The following is an 18211-nucleotide window of genomic DNA, read 5'->3' as shown; positions in this document are numbered from 1 at the left end:
GAAGCCCCGCATTTAGTGCGGGGCTATTTCCATATGTACTCGTGCCCTTGTTTTGAAAAAAACAACGCAATAACGAGTTAAGCCGATTCCCGCGGAATAAGGGAAGTGGCGAGCATGACAGTCTCCTTCGGCGTCCCGGGGCGTTCAATTCGTCTCTGCAAAGCCTCAATGGCCCGCTGTCCAAGTTCTTCCTTGCACAGGTTGACCGTCGTCAAAGGTGGGGAAGAAGTAGCGGCAGAGTGGACATTATCAATGCCAATCACGCGGCAGTCTTGAGGCGCGGAGATCCCCATATCCTGCAGTTTGTTCATCCATTGCAAGGCGATATCATCATTCACCCCAATCCAGGCATCGGGTCGTTCATGGTCCGGCATGTTTTTAATTTCAGCAGCCAGTCGGTCAATCCATTCCCCTTGCTCATAAGGAACATTCCACTCCCGGAATGTCGCGGTGTGACCCTGACCTGTATGAAAATGATTCAATGCCAGCTCTATACCAATCTTGCGCTGGGCGAAGCTGGCCGCACGACCGTCGTCCGTGATTAACCCGATTCTGCGGGATTGTAGCGATAATAGATACCGGACAACAGTAATGCCTGCCTCCAAATTATCATGGCTGATCGTATCACAATTCAGGAGCGGTTCCTGATGATCCACCAGAATGATGGGACGGCCTGTCTGAGCGAGTCGCTGCAGAACGGCATGAGGAAATGCGCCCATGACAATGACGCCAGCACAGCGTTCCCAGTCCAGATGCGGAGCGATTGCCCGTTCCGGCGGTGTATGTTCATCCCCGACACCAAGCGAAGGGGATACAATGGCGTGATGCCAGCCGCGCTCATTACAGCCGGAGATCATACCGGATAACACCCGCTGCCAATAGTGAGGCTCCCCCCGGTTTAGCTGATTCATGCATATGAGCGCAAATGGCGGTTCCGATTGATCTGCCGCCGTGGGTACACCACTGCTGCCAGGCGTATTTTGACGGTATCCCAGAGCTCTGGCTAATTCTAGCACACGGGCGCGGGTGGACTCGCTGACCCCTGTCTTGCCGCTCAGTGCACGGGAAACCGCATATTTGGATAATCCAAGCTGGTCAGCCAGCGTCTGAATGGATACTTTGCGGGACATGTTCATGACTCCTTCATATGTAAACAAATATTATTTTGAAGTGAATTCGTGGCAATTATGAATTGACGACATCACCAAGGCACAGTACACTACATTTAATATCGTTATTATATATTATGATAACAAAAATAACAATAATAAAACTACGAAGAGAAGACACCAGCTCTGGGAGAGTAAAAGAGCAGCTAAATTCAAACACCCAACCACACTTCATGTTGAAGGAGATAAAGCCCATGGAACAGTTCAGATTACCAAAAATCCCCATGCCACATCTGGAATTGCCGCAGGCTGTGCAAGATATTCTGATGGAGGCGGAACAGAAGCTGCAGCACAGACCGAGACTGCTTGCACAGTTCCGTAACTGCTTTCCGAGTACATTGGAAACGACGACCAAGCTGCTTGAGGACGGGACAACGTTTGTCATTACTGGAGACATTCCAGCCATGTGGCTGCGTGATTCAGTGGAACAAGTCATGCATTATGTGCCGCTTGCGAAGGAAGATGCGGCATTACAGCGGATCATCGGCGGACTGATCAAACGACATTTGTTCTATGCTGACATCGATGTTTATGCCAATGCGTTCAACGAAACGGCCAATGGCTGGCACTGGGATGCGAATGATGAGACGGAGATGTCGCCATGGGTGTGGGAGCGCAAGTTTGAACTGGATTCCCTTTGTTTCTCCATGAAACTGGCCTATGCGTACTGGCGTGAGACGGAATTGACGGATATTTTCGATGAGCGCTTCAAACGGGTGATGGAGAGTGTAGTCCATTTATGGCAAACAGAGCAGCGCCATGCCGAGCAATCGCCATACCGGTTTATGCGCCGTAATTGTCCTGCCCATGATACGATGCGCAATGCAGGACTCGGAATGCCTGTGAACTATACGGGAATGATTTGGTCCGGTTTTCGTCCGAGTGATGATGCCTGTGATTTTCACTATAACATCCCTTCGAATATGTTCGCTGCGGTGACCCTGCGCCAAATGGCGGAGATTGCCAAATGGGTATTTCGGGATGAACAATTGGTTAACGAGATGGCTCGCCTCGAAGAAGAGATACGTCATGGGATCTCTCTTTACGGCATATATAATCATCCGGTCTATGGACGAATCTATGCCTACGAAACAGACGGTTACGGCAATTATTGCCTGATGGATGATGCGGGTACGCCGGGGCTGATGTCCATTCCGTATTTGGAATATGCACCCGTGGAGGATATTGTGTATCAGAATACACGCCGGTTTATTTTGAGCAAGGAGAATCCGTTCTACTTTGAAGGACAGGCAGCCAAAGGGATCGGAAGCCCACATACCCCGCCGGGATATATTTGGCATATGGCGCTGTCCATGCAGGGACTGACGGCGGACAATGACGAGGAAATGCTGGAGATGATTAAACTTCTGGAAAATACGGATGCAAGGACTGGGTATATGCATGAAGGCTTTCATGCCGATGATCCGGACACCTTTACAAGACCGTGGTTTGCCTGGTCCAACAGTCTGTTCTCGCAGCTGGTGTACAGAGCAATGAAAAAAGGGATCCTATAGAGGGATATAAAATGGTTATACTCTTACACTCAAATACTCCGATTGCATTACCAATTACCATCTTTCGATCGCCGTTATCATTTTGTGAAGATGCAACAAAATACTAAACAGTCAAGCCCAACCCGGAAACTGTGCGGTTGGGCTTGGTTGTTTATGAAGCTATGGAAGGCCACCGTGCTACATTGTTTTCAGCAGATCGGCAATGAACACTTTCCGGCCCGAGCGGGCACTTTCCAGGGAAGCGAGTACCATCGCCATGCTGAACTGGTTGTCGCTGCAATCCGTCTCTGGCAGTCGCCCCGATTCGAGCGCAGTGAACATGTCTTCGAGGCAGCCATGATGTCCGGATTTCTCCATCACAGGCAGCTGACCTTCAATTCGTTCTGAAGGCTGGAAAAAGGAAGGTTTTCCGTCAGGACCAAGGTGCTCCGCAGCAACAACTTCCGCATAAATATCATCATGTCCATCCCAGATGGCCGTCCCTTTTTCTCCTGTTACACGCCATGACGCTTCCCATGAAGTAGGTGCGCCTTCTGCACACCAGGACCCGCGGTAGTTGAATACGGAGCCGTCAGACATTTCGAAGATGCATAAAGCCATTGCATTGCCCGCATACCAGGAACCCGGAGGATTGAATTCGTGACAGTAGACCGACACCGGATTGGCTCCGAGAATAAGTCTGGCCTGATCAAACGTATGAATGGCCATGTCCAGCAGCAGCGGGCTGTCCATCACATCACGGAATCCGCCAAAGTGAGGTCCGAGGAAAAAGTCTGCCCCCGCATAACCGACCTGGCCAATGGTACCTCCGGCGATGAGCTCCCGAAAGGCGCGGATGCGCGGATCGAAACGGCGATTCTGCATCACGGCCTGGATGCGGCCTGTCTTGCGTGAAGTTTGGACAATATCCTCACATTCAGCGAAGGTTTCTGCCAGTGGCTTTTCACCAAACACATGGCATCCCTGCTGCAATGCTGTCATGGCGATGCCATAATGACTCGCGGGAATCGTGACATCAAATACAATATTGGCTTCTGTAGCTTTAATGGCCTCAGCAATATCCGTAAAAATGGGACAGGAGAGACCGTGCCGTGCAGCCAATGCTGCAGCTTGGTGTTCCTGTAGATCGACAAGCCCCACGATTTCCGTGTCCGGTCTTTGCATGGCGTAATCCACCCAAGTATTGGACATGGCTCCACAGCCTGCGACAACTATCCGATGCTGCTGACTCACTCGATCATCTCCTTATACCGGATTCGGAACAAAATCTCCGCCGCGGCATTGTTTCAGATAGCGAAGAGCGTGCACCTGTCCCGTCATTTCCAATTCATCTCTGTACACCGGGTCGTGCCAGCCTTCAATGTCGATCGTTCCCTGGTATCCGTTTTGCCGCAAAATGGTGATGATGTCGGACCAGTTGGTATCTCCGAAGCCGGGCGTACGATGCCAGACAAATTCATGTGGACCATGAACACCATGTTCCTTGACGATATCCCAGGCAATGGTTGCATCTTTGCCATGCACGTGGAACACTTTGGGTGCCCATTTGCGAAGCTGGGGAATCGGGTCAATGAGGCTGGTCATCTGATGGCAAGGCTCCCACTCGAGGCCAATGTTTTCATCCGGAACAGCATTGAACATCATTTCCCAGGCCGTCGGATTGTGGGCGATATTCCAGTCGCCTTTCTGCCAAGTTCCGTCCATATCACAGTTTTCAAAAGCAATCCGTACACCCCGGTCTGCCGCCCGGCGTGCCAATTCTCCGAAAACCTCCTTAAACCGTGGTATGGACTCGTCAATGGGCTGATCGGTAAGACGTCCAGTGAAGCCGGAGACAATATCCGCTCCAAACAAATGGGCGTGATCAATAACCCGTTCCCAGCTGGCTAATGTGTCTGCGTTGTTCCCGGCACCGGTCAGCGGATTGCCAAAAACACTGACTGCAGAAATGGTAATGTCATGTTCGTCTACTAGCTCGCGGACACGTTTGGCTGTTTCGGCAAGGTCCAGATCACCTGTCGTTTGCCAGAAGGTCAGATTGAACGATTCGAAACCGTGTTTCATGATCTGCGGGATTACACGGACAGCATCTGCTCCACCCACGAGGGTGCCAATGCGCAATTGATTTTTCATGGTTGTATTTCACTCCAATATTGGCTTATAGTACTTCGTGACACACTCATTATAGCCGCGCATCTGCCGTGTGGCTCTATACAATCTTGTGCAATATTAGTCCGATTTTGTGAGGAAGGGGAAGAGGCCGTGCTGGATCTGAAAGCGCTTCACGAAAATACCCGAATTGATCATAAATCACATCCGTTTCAACTGTTCCAGAATCGTTGCTCAGGCATGAAATCGGAAGAGTGTATCATGTATCTGCATTGGCACGAGCACTTTGAATTGATCGCCATGCGTAAGGGCAACGCCGTCTTTCATATTGACAGCAGGCCTTATACGGCTGGACCGGGAGAGGTACTGGTCATTCCGGGAGGGACACTTCACGTGGGTTATGCCCTGGAAGAGGGGGATGTGGAGTATGATTCGGTCGTCGTCAATGCGGCATTATTTCATGACTTCACGCATGATCCGCTTCATTTGCAGTACGTGGCTCCCTATCTGGAGGGGCGGATTCGCTTTCCGGTAAAGCCGGCGGAACAGGACAGAATCTGCCTCGACTATTACTCGCTAATCCATGATGCGATTGAAGAGATGGTCACGCAGCCGCCTGCCTACCAGCTCGTTGCAAAGTCCAAGCTGCACGCTTTGTTTACAATGCTGGCCCGTACCTTTATGCCCCAGCAGCTTCCGGAAAGAACAACGGGTTCGTATTTTCCCAACCGGGAACGGTTTAAACAATTGATCGAACATATCGAAGCCAATGCTGCCGAGAAAATGTCCGTGACCGAAGCGGCCAGTCAGGTGGGACTGAATACATACCATTTTTGCAAAATGTTCAAAAAACTGACGGGCCGTACCTTTGTTGAATACGTGAACGGATGTCGGATGACAGAAGCCGAACACTTGCTGCGAACCAGCAATCTGACCATAACCGAGATCGCTGCCAGAGTGGGGTGCGACAATGCCAATTATTTTACGAAACTATATAAGCAATACAAGGGGATGACTCCTTCCGAGGGGCGGATGAAAGGGAAAGATTAAACGGAAGGGCTCTCCTGGTCACAAAAGCTCTGCTCTAATCGTCATATGTGTATCCATTGGAAGGGATTGATATGACGTGAGACATTATGATAATGAGTCTGTATGGGATGCTGTTATTATTGGAGCAGGCATCGCTGGATTAACAGCTTCAATTTATCTGGCCCGTGCGGGGCAAAAGGTGCTGCTGCTGGAAAAGGGAGCACATCCCGGAGGACGTGCCGCTTCCACAGAACTGGCAGGTGCCCAAGTTAACTTGGGGGCTCATGCGCTGAATAGAAGTGCACTCCCTATTTTGCGAGAAGTAGGTGTGCATCCTGCAGGTGCAGCACCAAAGCTGCCGGGCGGCTTGGTTTTTGCAGGAGAACGTGGGAGTATAAATGTTTCATTACTGCAGCTTTTGCTGGGGTCGTTCCTGAATGTCAGAGAAAAATGCCAGCTTCTTGCCTTCTATCGGTCTCTGAACAAGTCAGACGTATCATTCCTGAACAGGGTCAGTCTGCAGGAGCATTTGGAGACCTGGGTACCTAGCCTGCACGTGCGGCATATTGTACTTGCTCTTGTTCGGTTGAGCACATACTGTGATGCTCCTGATTTGATAAGTGCCGGGGCTGTGATTAGTCAGCTCAAACAGAGTCAGGTGCTGTATGTAAACGGAGGATGGCAATCTGTTATCCATCAACTGACATGGCAGTCACAGCAAGCTGGCGTAACCCTCCTTAGTGGGGTATCTGTACAAGAAGTCATTGGCATCAGGCCGCAGATCCAGGTTAATCTCAAGGGAGGCTCCCAGCTGATATCCCGGAATGTCATCTCCACTGCCGGACCACGGAGTACACTGGCTCTCTTGAATCCCGCATTAACACCCGCTGAAGAAGCACCTTACAGGCAGCTGGTTCCCGTTTACGCTGCGTGTCTGGATCTGGTTGTAACGGGGATGCCGCGCTCTAGGACCACCTTTGTACTGGGTGCCGATGCCCCGTGGTATTTCTCCAATCATTCCGCCACCGCTTTATTATCGAATCATTCTGAGCATCAGGTTGTTCATGTCATGAAATATTTGCCGGTGAAAGGGCACTCTGATCCCAGAGAGGATCAACACGAACTGACTGCACTTCTGGACAACATTCAACCAGGCTGGACCAAACATACGGTCCGGCAGCGGTTTTTGCCTCGAATGCTGGTTACACATGCGATGCCCACCGCCGCGATGGGAGGTCTCTCGGGCAGGCCAGGTCCAATGGTCAAGAGGCGTCCGGGAATCTATGTTGCAGGTGATTGGGTAGGGAGTGAGGGGATGCTGGCTCATGTATCGTTGGCGAGTGCGCGCGAAGCTGCCCGGATGATTCTGGCGAGTACAGACACCAAAACAGAGGGGGAAGAGGAGGATGGAACTTGATGTAGCATACAGCATGTACAGACCGCTTTTGTTTTCCATCGCGTATCGTATGTTAGGTTCGGTCACTAACGCCGAAGATTTGGTGCAGGATACCTTTGTGACATTGCAACAAAAGGCCATGGACGAAGAAGAAGAGAACATTCGGGATCTGAAGGCTTACTTATGCAAAATCGTTACCAACCGCTGCCTTGATTATTTAAAATCAGCCAAGGCAAAAAGGGAAGTGTACATTGGGCCATGGTTGCCAGAGCCCCTATTACAAGAGTACACGATGACTCCAGCATCTACCGGAGCAGAGGGAATGGATCCACTCCATACCATTGAGCTGGAAGATACAGTCTCTTATGCTTTCCTTGTTATACTTGAGCGGCTAACCCCTGTTGAGCGGGCGGTATTCATTTTACGAGAGGCATTCGTATTTGAATACGATGTGATTGCAGACTTCCTCGATAAAAAGGAATCGGCATGCCGCAAAATGTTCAGTCGCCTCAAACGGAAAATCGAAAACGAATCGGAGATGGAGTGGGTTGCCAACGTAAAGTCCGAGCAGTTGGCACTGCGTTTTCTTCATGCTGCTACAACAGGGGAAATGGAAGATCTTCTCCAGCTTCTGTCAGAAGATGTCACTCTGTATAGTGATGGTGGAGGTAAAATCACAGCGGCTGTGAAGCCGATTATTTCCAATCAGCGTGTCCTCGCCTTCATTGAAGGTCTGATAGCCAAGGGAGACGGTCTTGAATCGGTACGGATTGTTAAAGTCAACGGACAACCCGGTCTTCTGATCAAGGTCTCCATTGAAGCATCCCCGACCATAGTCAGCCTGGCGTTTAAGAACGGTCGCGTTCAAGAAATCTATGTGATGCGAAATCCGGATAAACTGCGGCATGTAAAATCTGACTAAATATTATTTATTGAAATGTATGATCAGGAGATGCTTCGTCCTGTCCAACTGATGTTCCCGGGAGCGACCGGAAACGAATATTGCAAAATGCCGATTACAAATAAAACCCGGTGCATCCCCATTTATGGGGATGACCGGGTTGTTAAGGAGAGACCGCAGGAGATCTTCCTGCAGTCTAATTTTCTATTTCATAAACCTGGCAAATAGGCGATTTGCTTTTTTGGAAAGGTCGTCCATTTTGAGGTTGGCTTGATCCAGCTGATTGTAACCCCATTTGATCGTCTGCAGCATACGTGGTGAAATGGGCGTTCCTTTGATTTTTGGATAAATGTTGTGATAAGCCCAGACGAGATGTTCCCACCGGTTGTCATTGCCTTCCTTAATGTACTCGGATACATCAAGCACTTTCGCGCGTCCATTCTGAAGCAGCACATTTTTGAGATGCATGTCCCGTGGATTCAGGCCCCGGCTGCGTACGGCTGCACGTGCTTCGTCCACATCAATCATGACCTGCTCGGGAACCGGGATTCCTTTTTCCAGACACTCCAGCAGGGTATCTCCGGGTTCATAACTGATCACAAGAATGTTTCGTCCGCTGCCGTAACAGGTGGGGAAATAGGGCAATCCTCTGAGCAGTTCATAGACCCGCTTCTCGTTCTCCAGTTTCTCCAGCGCGTGATCGGAATACACTTTGAAGGCGTATTGCGGCAATCCGTCATACGTAAAAACAGCCGCATCCGTGCCTGTTCCGATGCAATATAACCCTTCTGCATGGCCGATGATATTCACCAGCTCATTCCGGTCGCTGCCAATGACCTGGATCTGTTGCAAAGCTATCTCCGCCTGGAACCAATCCGGTCGATTCATGGGTGGTGCCTCCTTTTAGGATATGCCTGTACATGTTCTAATGATATGCAACATCCTGTCCTCTATTTAGTATATTATGCGTTTTGCTCCGCAATTTCATCTTTTGGTGATGTTACTATATAAACGTTACGCTTCGAATCGGAAACGGTTGCGTGCAGAAGTAAATAGCGGGAGAGCTTGCGGCATTTTTACCTTATCCTTTATACTGTGAGCATCAAGGGATCTCATGCAGATCCGGTATACAGAAAGGCAGAACAGCTTATGGCACAATACCCGCAGTGGTCTTATTCGCAGTCGCGGGCAAGCATGTTCGATGAGTGCCTGCGCAAATATTATTATCATTATTACGGAGCCCATAACGGCTGGAAGACCGAATCGGCTGATGAGATGCAGGTTCGTCTGTATCGATTAAAACAGCTCAGCAATCTATATCTCGTGTTTGGTGACCTTGCACACCGGATGTGTGAGTCTGCGGTTCGCAGCAGGGAGGAAGGCAAAGACAAGCCGCGTGAGCATTTTCTGGAACAGACGATGCGCAAGCTGCTTAATCAGGCCTATGTGGAATCCATGGATCAGGATCAGTGGCGGCTGGACCCGAAGAACCGGGTGATGTTATCCGAGATCTATTACGGAGATGACACGCTGAATGACCGGATTGCAACCATCAAGGAGCGGGCTTCGGCATGTGTCCACAATATGTATCTGACGCTTACCTGGGAAGACCTGTCCCGGGCGAGTACGGACATTTTGGAAATTGAGAAATGGGACACCATGATCCTGCACGATACACGTGTATATGTGAAGATGGACTTGTTGTATCGCCGCAGCAACGGCAACATTGTGATTGTGGATTGGAAGACAGGCAAGGAGGATGACTTCACGGATCAGCTGATGCTGTACGCAGCGTATGTGAGGGACCATTACCGGGTGCCGCTGGAGAAGATTGAGCTGCGAGTGGAATATCTGTTGACCGGAACACATCGCGAGTTTACCCCGACCGAAGAGGAACTGCAGAAGGTCGAGGACAATGTGGGAAGATACATCGAAGAGATGCGTTCCTGCGTTGCGGATGAATATTACAATCGTCCGAAGGATATGTCGTACTTTACCCCGATGCCCTCACGCCGGGCATGCAGGGATTGCAATTTCCGGGAAGTGTGCAGTGAGCGAGCAGTTTGAACCTTATTAATTTTCCAGAACTTATAACCATACACGAGTCTATTCCACGTAAAAATAAATCGAGAAGCGCCAGTTCGGTCAGTACCTGACCGGGCTGGCGCTTCTTCTCGTTCCACAGGCCAGCGACAAGGCGCCGGGTGGAACGACCATATACAGATTACTGGACAGCGGCAGGATTCTCCAGCGCCTGTCCTGCAGGAACATAGGCATGCCCGAGATCCCGGGCCACTGCCTCATACGTGATATGTCCATTCAGCACGTTGACCGCGCTGCGAATGGACGCACTGCCGCGAATCGCGGAGGCTGCACCATGGTTGGCAAGCTGCAGCGCATAAGGCATGGTGGCATTGGTCAGCGCCACCGTGGACGTGCGCGGCACCGCGCCTGGCATGTTCGCTACCGCATAATGCACGACATCATGTTTTACATAAGTCGGTTCATCATGAGTCGTGATATGATCAATGGTTTCGACAATCCCGCCTTGATCAATTGCCACATCCACAATGACCGAACCAGGTGCCATGGTCGTAACCATCTGCTCGCTGACGAGTTTGGGCGCTTTGGCGCCAGGGATCAGCACCGCACAGATCAGCAGATCTGCTGCGGCGACAGCTGCCGCAATGTTGGATGCGCTGGATACCAGCGTATGAATCTGATTGCCGAATATATCATCCAGCTGGCGCAGGCGATTCAAATTCAGGTCAAGGATGGTGACATCCGCTCCCAGACCAATTGCAATTTTTGCCGCATTGGTACCGACCGTACCTCCGCCAATAATGGCCACCTTGCCACGGTTAACGCCGGGGACACCCGATAACAGAATGCCTTTGCCACCTTCGGTTTTCTCCAGCAACTGGGCCCCGATCTGAGCCGACATTCGTCCGGCAACTTCACTCATTGGGGTTAGCAATGGGAGCGTGCCGTTAACCTCAAGCGTCTCATACGCTATGGCGGTTACCCGGCTTTCGATGAGCGCTTTGGCCAGTGCTGGTTCTGCAGCCAGGTGCAGGTAGGTGAAGAGAATCAGTCCTGGACGGAAATAGGCGTACTCACTCGCAAGCGGTTCTTTAACCTTGATAATCATGTCCGCCTCTGACCAAACGTCCTGGGCCTGATCCTGAATGACAGCTCCGGCTGCCTGATACTCGCTGTCCGTAAATCCACTGCCCAATCCTGCGCCCTGCTCAATCATCACCTGATGCCCCGCTCTGACAAAATCAGCAGTACCGGCAGGGGTTATGGCTACACGGTTTTCATTGTTTTTGATTTCTTTTGGGATTCCGATTCTCATGCCCATGCACCTCGTCCATTTAATGGTTGTCAACTTATACTACAAGTTTATGACCTGACTAACTGATTTGCACCTTACTTCATGTCTATGTTTTGAAAGATTCAATCAACATCATGTCGAAAAGGGCTGTTCAGGACATTTGTCCATGAATTATAATGTAAGAAAAAATAACATTACGAGGGATCGATATTGAGAAATGATCGCGTGTTTACGATAAAGGATCTTTTGTCACGGCCTGTCTTTGCCAGAGCGCGTCTGGCTGCAGGGCAAGGGGGTACATCTCGTCAGGTCGGATGGGTTCATGTCTTGGAGATTACCAATGTTTCTCCCTATGTCAGTCCCCATGACCTTATATTATCCACTGGGCTGTGGCTTCAATCGGAAGAGGGACGTGAAGAATATCTGCTTCAGCTGATCCAGAGTGAAGCGGCGGGGTTGTGTGTGGAGTTCGGCACCAGCATTCATGGCATTCCTGAGGAATTAATTGAACTTGCGGACAGTCACCAGTTTCCGCTTATCGTATTTGAACAGCCGGTAAGGTTCGTTGAGATTACACAGGATATCCATGCTCTGCTCATTAATCATCAGCACCAGCTGCTCAAGAGTCTGGAGACGTACTCCCGTCAGCTTCAGCAGCGGACATTACAGAGTACCGACATGTCTGCTGTACTGAACCTGCTTCATGAATATGCGGCCAAACCGGTTGTATACATCTCTTCCATGGAGCCAGGCAGCTTCGTGCCAGGTCTCCCCACAGAGATGGAGCAGGCAATCTATACCTGGTATGAACAGGAAGTGGAGCATTTGGATCTGAACGATTCGGATACCGAATTATGGTTTCGCATCGATGATCAGAATGTATTGCTGTGTCACCCGGTCGTCTGTTTTGGCCAGGTGTTCTCTGCAGTAGGGATGATCGTGCATCCTTCTGCACCAGTGGAGTATCTCAAGCTGCTGCTTGATTATACGGCGAAGGCAGCAGCAGCTCTGACCCTGCGTTCGCAGTTTCTCGAAGAGAAGATGGTCCGCAATCAGAATGAATTAATTCAGGATTTGATGAATGGTCATATCCATCAGGAGGAGCAGGCACAGACCCGGATGGGACTTCGATTGCTGGTGAAGGGGCAGTACTGGTTTGCTGGAGGGGTTATCGAAATTGAGCATCAGCTGAAAGGGACAGGACGGGAACGAATGGAGGCAAACCATCAGGATATTTTGGTTTTGTTAAGGTCCCTGCTTAAGAAGAACAATCTGCCCAGCCTGATCATGCTGAAAAATAACCAGGTCTACCTATGCTGTGCCAAGGAAGAGGGCAGTGCATCTACGTCCCATAAACTGGCTAAATCACTTGAAAATATTGTTGGTGAAGTGAGAAGGTTTGCGGGTCGCAATCTGAAGCAGGTTGCGATTCATGCCGGGTTTGGCAAGATTCGCAACCGCTTGACCGACATGCCTGACAGTCTGCAGGAAGCTTATCAGGTTATTGAGGTTTCCCGATCTGTGAATCGGATGGAACATATCTGCTTTTACGAACGTATGGGTATATATCAAATGTTGAAGGCGCTGCCTCAATCGTTCCTTCGCCCTTTCGTGAACGACCATCTGGGCGTGCTGATCGAATATGACCGCACACACCACCTCCAGCTTGTGGAGACGCTTGAAGCCTATTTGCAAAATTTTGGTTCCAAGCGTGACGCTGCTGCCCAATTGTTCATACATCGACAGACTTTGTACAATCGATTGGAGAAGCTGGAAGAACTGATGGGACCCGGTTATATGGAACAGGGGAGAAGAGTCTGCCTGGAGATGGCGCTGCTTGCTCATAACATGATTGAGGATGAACAGGCTCATCGTTCCTGATGCTGGGGAAGCAGTGGAAAAGTGGTTTAGTAGTTTTTGCCGATACGGCGGGACGGACGCAGTGCCGGCAAAATCGAATGACCTGACACGGAACGTCGACCGCGAAAGAGCTTGGGTTGACCCGTGGATGGGGCAAGGGATAATGAAGTAGGAGCCGCTAATCGATAAGGAGATAACGTTCGATCAGCGCTGCCCCCTGTCTCTGACTTTTGGGAATAAATTTCTTTTTCTCCCAACCATTCAACCAATCGTTCATGTTTGATTCCGAGTTGTCCGCTCAAATTACAGATATCGAGGTTTTTTCTCACACAAATCCGCCTTTCCTGGAATATCGGTCTTATGGTATATGGAAGGTAAGCAAGAAGATCAGTGAATGCTTATGTACTTCAGAGTCTGCCATAGGCAAATGCCACTAGATCGGTGTGCTCGATTGGCGGAACGGTTAAATATGTTTAAACAGCGAAATTAGTTCATCTATCCCGTGTTAAACGTTTGCATCACGCTGTTAGGGATTTTTCAATTATTTGGCTTTCTTCAAGATTTTATCATTTCATGTGTTACTGCGCGTCTCAATATAGTCTCAATTTTGCAAGGGTATCGCGTATAGTAAAAGTACCAGTATCTAGTACGGAGGATATACATGGGAAACAGTAGTAAGGTACAATGCGGCAGATACGATGAACATGGCAAACGTTTTGTAGGACGCGTCAAGGAGATGTTGATCCTCGATCGGTGGTTTGACGATCCGGCAGCTCCTTTGACCATATTTTCAGTAACGGGAATGGGAGGAATCGGCAAATCATCTCTGCTCTCGGAGATGTTGTCGGTATCCCGTAATCGGGGGGCTACTTCCATATGGATGGATGGCAGATCCTGTGGTTCAACCCCTTCGGTCTTTTTGGAGTATCTGTCCTCGACTTTGGGGCTGGAAACGATGGAGAGCGATGTTAATCTCCGGCCTCTTAGGCGTCTGAATGAAACATCAGTGCACAAGAGATTGGTGATTGCGGTAGATAATTATGAAGAACTGGCCTTGCTGGAAAGTTGGTTTATGGAAGTTTTTATAAATAAGCTTTCCTCCAGTGGGGTACTGATCATTTTGGCTTCACGATCCAAACCAGCTACGGCATGGCGGATGCATCCCCGTTTGAGGCAGCATCTGGTGCAGATGCCGCTACAGCATTTTACGAATGAAGAGATTTCGGAGTACATTGCCGGTGCGGGATTAGTGAATATCAGCATGGCAGGCACGATTGCGCGGGTGACGGATGGGCATCCGTTTGGACTTGCCCTCGCGGTGGAAGCGGCAGATCATCGGCGTAACGTACCTCTTGCAGCTTGGGCCGAACTCTCCTACATGATCAGTGCGCGCTTATTGCTCGAATTGACACTTCCAAGGCTGCATCCCATGATCGAGGTACTCACGCTGCTCGAAACAGCGAATCAGGAATTGTTATCATCTGTCCTGCAAACGGAGGTCACACTGGAAGAGTATCAGGCGCTAAAGCGAATGTCCTTCATCCGCTCGGATCCGGATGGTCTGGCATTGCATGATATGGCCAGATTTCACCTCCTTCGGGACTTTCGTCAGCGTGAGCCGCAGCGGCTGCAAGCCATGCGTGTACGTATTGCGGGCTTGTTAATGCCTCTTCATGCCCAGGCCGGACCGCATGAGCAGCGACAGATTGCCCGGAGGATGCTCCTTTTGTGTCAGGAATCCATGCTTCAGCATCGAAAATATGCGGATGTATCCACCGAGTCCCTGTTTTCACCACTAGAGGTGATGCGGGAAGGCGACCTGCCCTTACTGCACAGATTGTTGGAGGAATGGTGCGAATACAGTGTAGAACCATGGCAGGCGGAGCCTTACCGTCCTTTTTTAAATGAGTTGGCACAGCGTTATCCTGAAGGAATTGTATTGATGCGTGACAGGAGCGGTGATCCCATTGCCATGTTTATTACGGTACTCGTGCACCGGGAGAGCAGTGAGATGCTGCTAAGATATTTTCCGGCGGAAATGGAGGAATGCTTTACCCCGCAGGAACTGAATTGTGATCCGGATCAGACGGATACCCATTTTGCCGTACTGGCAGCTGCAAGGGACGATGTGCCGGGTTACAAACGTGAAGAACTTGTGGGCTATATGGCATTGGACAGATTGTCCCTGCTCGGTGACGGGGCGAGAGTGATGCTGGTCGCTACCAACCCGAACCTCAAGTTGTTTTTGCAAAGCATCGGTTTTCGAATGAGGCGAGCGCGTACTCGCGTCTGTGACCAGTATGAAGATCAGGCGGATGTGCTGGATCTGGATTTGCGCAATGGACAATTCGGAGAATGGGTAATGTCCCTGCTGGATCCCGAAAACCAAGGGAGCAGGATACAGCATGGCTCGAAAGATGGGGACACGGATCAATTGCCCTGGACTGAATCGGATTTGCGAAAAATGCTGGCACATTTGCACTCTCCAGGTGAACTGCATACCTATGCTGCACGAGTAAAAGGTGTGCAAGATGGGATGGAGCTGCAGCTGCGCGTGCTGGATTTGCTGGAGGGACGTGCCCACGGAATTTCTCAGCAGGACCAAATGCTTTTGTATGCAGCTTACTGGACCCATGCGGGCAATCCGACAGCCGCGGCTCAGGCCTGTTCGATGAGCCGGGCCACATTTTATCGCCATTTGCGAACTGCGCTGATCCGGCTGGCACGGGTATTATAACTTCATATGGATGAAAAAATACAGAAGAGGCTGGTCATAGACCAAGCCTCTTCATTCGATTATAGAGCGTTGCCCGTGAGATGCCGAGCTGCCTCGCGAGTGTCCGCTTATTACCACCTGCTGCTTTTAGATATTGGAGCAGGAGAGTCGATTCATACGTATCCATCTGTTCCTGATAGGACAGAGGAGAGACTTCAAAAGATGGGCCTTTGTTGTCTTCTTGAATGATTTCCCGTACGTCTCTCGTAGAAGACAATGATGCCAGCTCTGGTATAGTGCGTAACGTTGCTGCCTCATCAGCTGTGGGAGACGGCAGTTCCACAGCCAAGGTGAGGGGTTCCGGCAGATATTCCGGCTTGACCTCACCGTCTGTTGTAAGAATGGTTATGCGTTCAATCACATTGCGAAGCTCCCTTACATTGCCTGGCCATTCATAGCTGAACAGCAGCTTGAATACTTCGGGAGGGATCAGTTCGATGTGACGGTTGTAGAGCAGAGAGAACTCCTGGAGAAACGTCTGAGTCAGTTCATATATATCTTCCTTGCGCATGCGCAGGGGAGGAATGATGAGATTAATGACATTCAGGCGGTAGTAGAGATCTTCCCGAAACTGGTTCTTGGCAATCATGCCCAGCAGATTCTGGTTGGTTGCCGCGATAATCCGGCAATTCGCCTGTTTCATGCGTGTTCCGCCAACGGGGAAGTAGCTCTTCTCCTGAAGTACACGCAGCAGTTTTACCTGCAGATCCAGTGGCATTTCGCCGATCTCATCCAGGAAGAGTGTACCGCCTTCCGCAAGTTCAATTTTCCCCTTTTTCCCTTTCGGATCAGCCCCGGAAAATGCACCTTTCTCGTATCCAAACAACTCACTCTCGAACAATGAAGCGGGGATGGCTCCGCAGTTAATGGCAATAAAGGGGGCTGTCTGCGGCTCGCGCAGGTCATGAATGGCTTTGGCAAACAACTCCTTGCCTGTTCCGCTCTCCCCTAGAATAAGTACCGTGGCAGAGGTCGTGCTGATCTTGCGTATGGTCTCGAGACACTGTTTGATGACCGGACTGCTGCCCTTGATTCCCGCGAACGGGTCCGAATCCGGGCGCAAACGCGCAACGGCTTTCTCCAGATGCTGAACTTTGGATGTCATATGTAATAATTCCTGATGCAGGCGAATTTCAGTCGTTATATCCACTTCGGCAGCTGCCGCACCCACGATGCGTCCATCCAGTACGACCGGACGTGCGTTGATGAGAGCGAACAGATCCGGCCGAGGTTGATGCTGCTTGCGATAGACGGTTTCGCCAGTGTATAGCGTCCTGAGCGATTGCAGCCGATCAGGCGGGAAGAAGTCTGCTGCCGGCTGTCCGATGATGTCCTTTTTGTTAATGGAAAACACATGCTCTGCACCTGACGTCCAGTAAGCCACCTTGGCTTCTTCGTTAATTAGCGTTAGTGCAGTTCCTGCCGTTTCGAGTGTGGTCTCAAAATAAGCCTCCATGAGGCGATGGGCGTGCAGCATTTGCTGCAGGACGTCATTTAGCGCAATATATCCCATTGGGGGACCTTCATCCTGAACCAGCAGGTAGGGGCTTTCGTTGAAATGGGGAAAAACCTCTGACAGCTCGGTGGACGAAGAAATAACGGGTAAAGGAAGGGACTCATTCAAATTACTCAGGTCTGTCCTCAGAAGGGACATCACATCTGGAAGTAAATGTTTCATCGGTTTCACCTCATTCGAGCATGATGATCAGAAACGACACCTGTTGTGTTCCTCGCTACTTGTAATACGAATCGTTGTTAAGCAGTGAAATGATCGGAGAATGATTGTTAGACATATTATAGCTCTCGAAATAAGTTGTGTATATATTTTTTGACATTGGTTGTAGGTGTTGAAGAGTTGAAATCTAAATAGACAGGGTTGACTAATTAGTATACGCTTACATTTTCGCATATTGCTGCCCTTTTCAACTGAATTTAAATATATTGAGTTCCTAAGTTATAGTGATGTGAAGAAAAGTGACATTGTACTAGAGTGGTTTACACATGGGGAGAAATCAGGTTGTGTCTCAAATTTTGGACATTTCAATTTGGGGATGCTTATTTTTTAGACATTATGCGTGAGAGGCATGTGCTGTAAGAGTGTGGAATAGAAAAAACCATGC

At 49.9% G+C, this 18211-nt stretch carries 14 protein-coding genes; 7 read left to right on the top strand and 7 right to left on the bottom strand.

What is annotated here, in order from left to right:
- Nucleotides 1–77: 77 nt before the first annotated feature.
- Nucleotides 78–1130 carry a LacI family DNA-binding transcriptional regulator gene (locus tag AB3N00_RS12595; protein WP_413034814.1) on the bottom strand — a complete coding sequence of 351 codons (1053 nt, stop codon included), beginning with the start codon at nucleotides 1128–1130 and terminating at the stop codon, nucleotides 78–80.
- A 233-nt stretch (nucleotides 1131–1363) separates the two neighbouring features.
- On the opposite strand from AB3N00_RS12595, the gene AB3N00_RS12590 reads away from it, so the two are divergent.
- The gene (locus AB3N00_RS12590; protein ID WP_413034813.1) at nucleotides 1364–2683 is read left to right on the top strand and encodes a glycoside hydrolase family 125 protein; all 1320 of its coding nucleotides are present in this window, start codon (nucleotides 1364–1366) and stop codon (nucleotides 2681–2683) included.
- A 177-nt stretch (nucleotides 2684–2860) separates the two neighbouring features.
- Here the strand turns inward: AB3N00_RS12590 and AB3N00_RS12585 are convergent, their stop codons facing one another.
- Together AB3N00_RS12585 and AB3N00_RS12580 are read right to left on the bottom strand one after the other, a co-directional pair.
- Nucleotides 2861–3874 (bottom strand): Gfo/Idh/MocA family protein, encoded by a 1014-nt coding sequence (locus AB3N00_RS12585; protein ID WP_413035268.1) that lies wholly within the window; start codon nucleotides 3872–3874, stop codon nucleotides 2861–2863.
- Nucleotides 3875–3928: 54 nt separating this feature from the next.
- Nucleotides 3929–4816, bottom strand: coding sequence for a sugar phosphate isomerase/epimerase family protein (locus AB3N00_RS12580; RefSeq protein WP_413034812.1), 888 nt, complete (start codon nucleotides 4814–4816; stop codon nucleotides 3929–3931).
- Between the two features lie 129 nt (nucleotides 4817–4945).
- On the opposite strand from AB3N00_RS12580, the gene AB3N00_RS12575 reads away from it, so the two are divergent.
- The 3 genes from AB3N00_RS12575 to AB3N00_RS12565 all read left to right on the top strand — a co-directional run bounded on the left by AB3N00_RS12575 (nucleotide 4946) and on the right by AB3N00_RS12565 (nucleotide 8139).
- Nucleotides 4946–5842: an AraC family transcriptional regulator gene (locus AB3N00_RS12575; protein WP_413034811.1), complete on the top strand. Its 897-nt coding sequence runs from the start codon at nucleotides 4946–4948 to the stop codon at nucleotides 5840–5842.
- 76 nt (nucleotides 5843–5918) lie between these two features.
- Complete coding sequence (locus AB3N00_RS12570; protein WP_413034810.1) at nucleotides 5919–7238, top strand: phytoene desaturase family protein; 1320 nt, start codon at nucleotides 5919–5921, stop codon at nucleotides 7236–7238.
- Nucleotides 7228–8139, top strand: a complete 912-nt coding sequence (locus AB3N00_RS12565) for an RNA polymerase sigma-70 factor (RefSeq protein WP_413034809.1) — start codon at nucleotides 7228–7230, stop codon at nucleotides 8137–8139. Before AB3N00_RS12570 ends, AB3N00_RS12565 begins: the two co-directional genes overlap by 11 nt.
- Nucleotides 8140–8322: 183 nt before the next feature.
- Here AB3N00_RS12565 and AB3N00_RS12560 read toward each other — a convergent pair whose 3' ends face one another.
- Nucleotides 8323–9006 (bottom strand): serine/threonine protein kinase, encoded by a 684-nt coding sequence (locus AB3N00_RS12560; protein WP_413034808.1) that lies wholly within the window; start codon nucleotides 9004–9006, stop codon nucleotides 8323–8325.
- A gap of 261 nt (nucleotides 9007–9267) precedes the next feature.
- Here AB3N00_RS12560 and AB3N00_RS12555 point away from each other — a divergent pair, with 261 nt between their 5' ends.
- A complete protein-coding gene (locus tag AB3N00_RS12555; protein WP_413035267.1) occupies nucleotides 9268–10185 on the top strand; it encodes a PD-(D/E)XK nuclease family protein in 918 nt (305 codons plus the stop codon).
- 157 nt (nucleotides 10186–10342) lie between these two features.
- Here the strand turns inward: AB3N00_RS12555 and ald are convergent, their stop codons facing one another.
- On the bottom strand, nucleotides 10343–11476 hold the full coding sequence (gene ald, locus AB3N00_RS12550) for an alanine dehydrogenase (protein ID WP_413034807.1): 1134 nt from the start codon (nucleotides 11474–11476) through the stop codon (nucleotides 10343–10345).
- Nucleotides 11477–11665: 189 nt separating this feature from the next.
- Here ald and AB3N00_RS12545 point away from each other — a divergent pair, with 189 nt between their 5' ends.
- Nucleotides 11666–13336: a PucR family transcriptional regulator gene (locus AB3N00_RS12545; RefSeq protein WP_413034806.1), complete on the top strand. Its 1671-nt coding sequence runs from the start codon at nucleotides 11666–11668 to the stop codon at nucleotides 13334–13336.
- 26 nt (nucleotides 13337–13362) lie between these two features.
- On the opposite strand, the gene AB3N00_RS12540 is transcribed toward AB3N00_RS12545, so the two are convergent.
- Nucleotides 13363–13644, bottom strand: coding sequence for a hypothetical protein (locus AB3N00_RS12540; protein WP_413034805.1), 282 nt, complete (start codon nucleotides 13642–13644; stop codon nucleotides 13363–13365).
- Nucleotides 13645–13976: 332 nt separating this feature from the next.
- Between AB3N00_RS12540 and AB3N00_RS12535 the strand changes: the two genes are divergently transcribed.
- Complete coding sequence (locus tag AB3N00_RS12535; RefSeq protein WP_413034804.1) at nucleotides 13977–16052, top strand: hypothetical protein; 2076 nt, start codon at nucleotides 13977–13979, stop codon at nucleotides 16050–16052.
- 34 nt (nucleotides 16053–16086) lie between these two features.
- Here AB3N00_RS12535 and AB3N00_RS12530 read toward each other — a convergent pair whose 3' ends face one another.
- Nucleotides 16087–17769, bottom strand: a complete 1683-nt coding sequence (locus AB3N00_RS12530) for a sigma-54 interaction domain-containing protein (RefSeq protein ID WP_413034803.1) — start codon at nucleotides 17767–17769, stop codon at nucleotides 16087–16089.
- Nucleotides 17770–18211 lie beyond the last annotated feature (442 nt).

It is taken from the genome of Paenibacillus xylanilyticus (genome assembly GCF_047246825.1).
In the GTDB taxonomy this organism is placed as follows: domain Bacteria; phylum Bacillota; class Bacilli; order Paenibacillales; family Paenibacillaceae; genus Paenibacillus; species Paenibacillus xylanilyticus_B.
The sequence above is the reverse complement of the archived record's forward strand: the minus strand, read 5'-3'. Positions and strand labels throughout refer to the sequence as shown.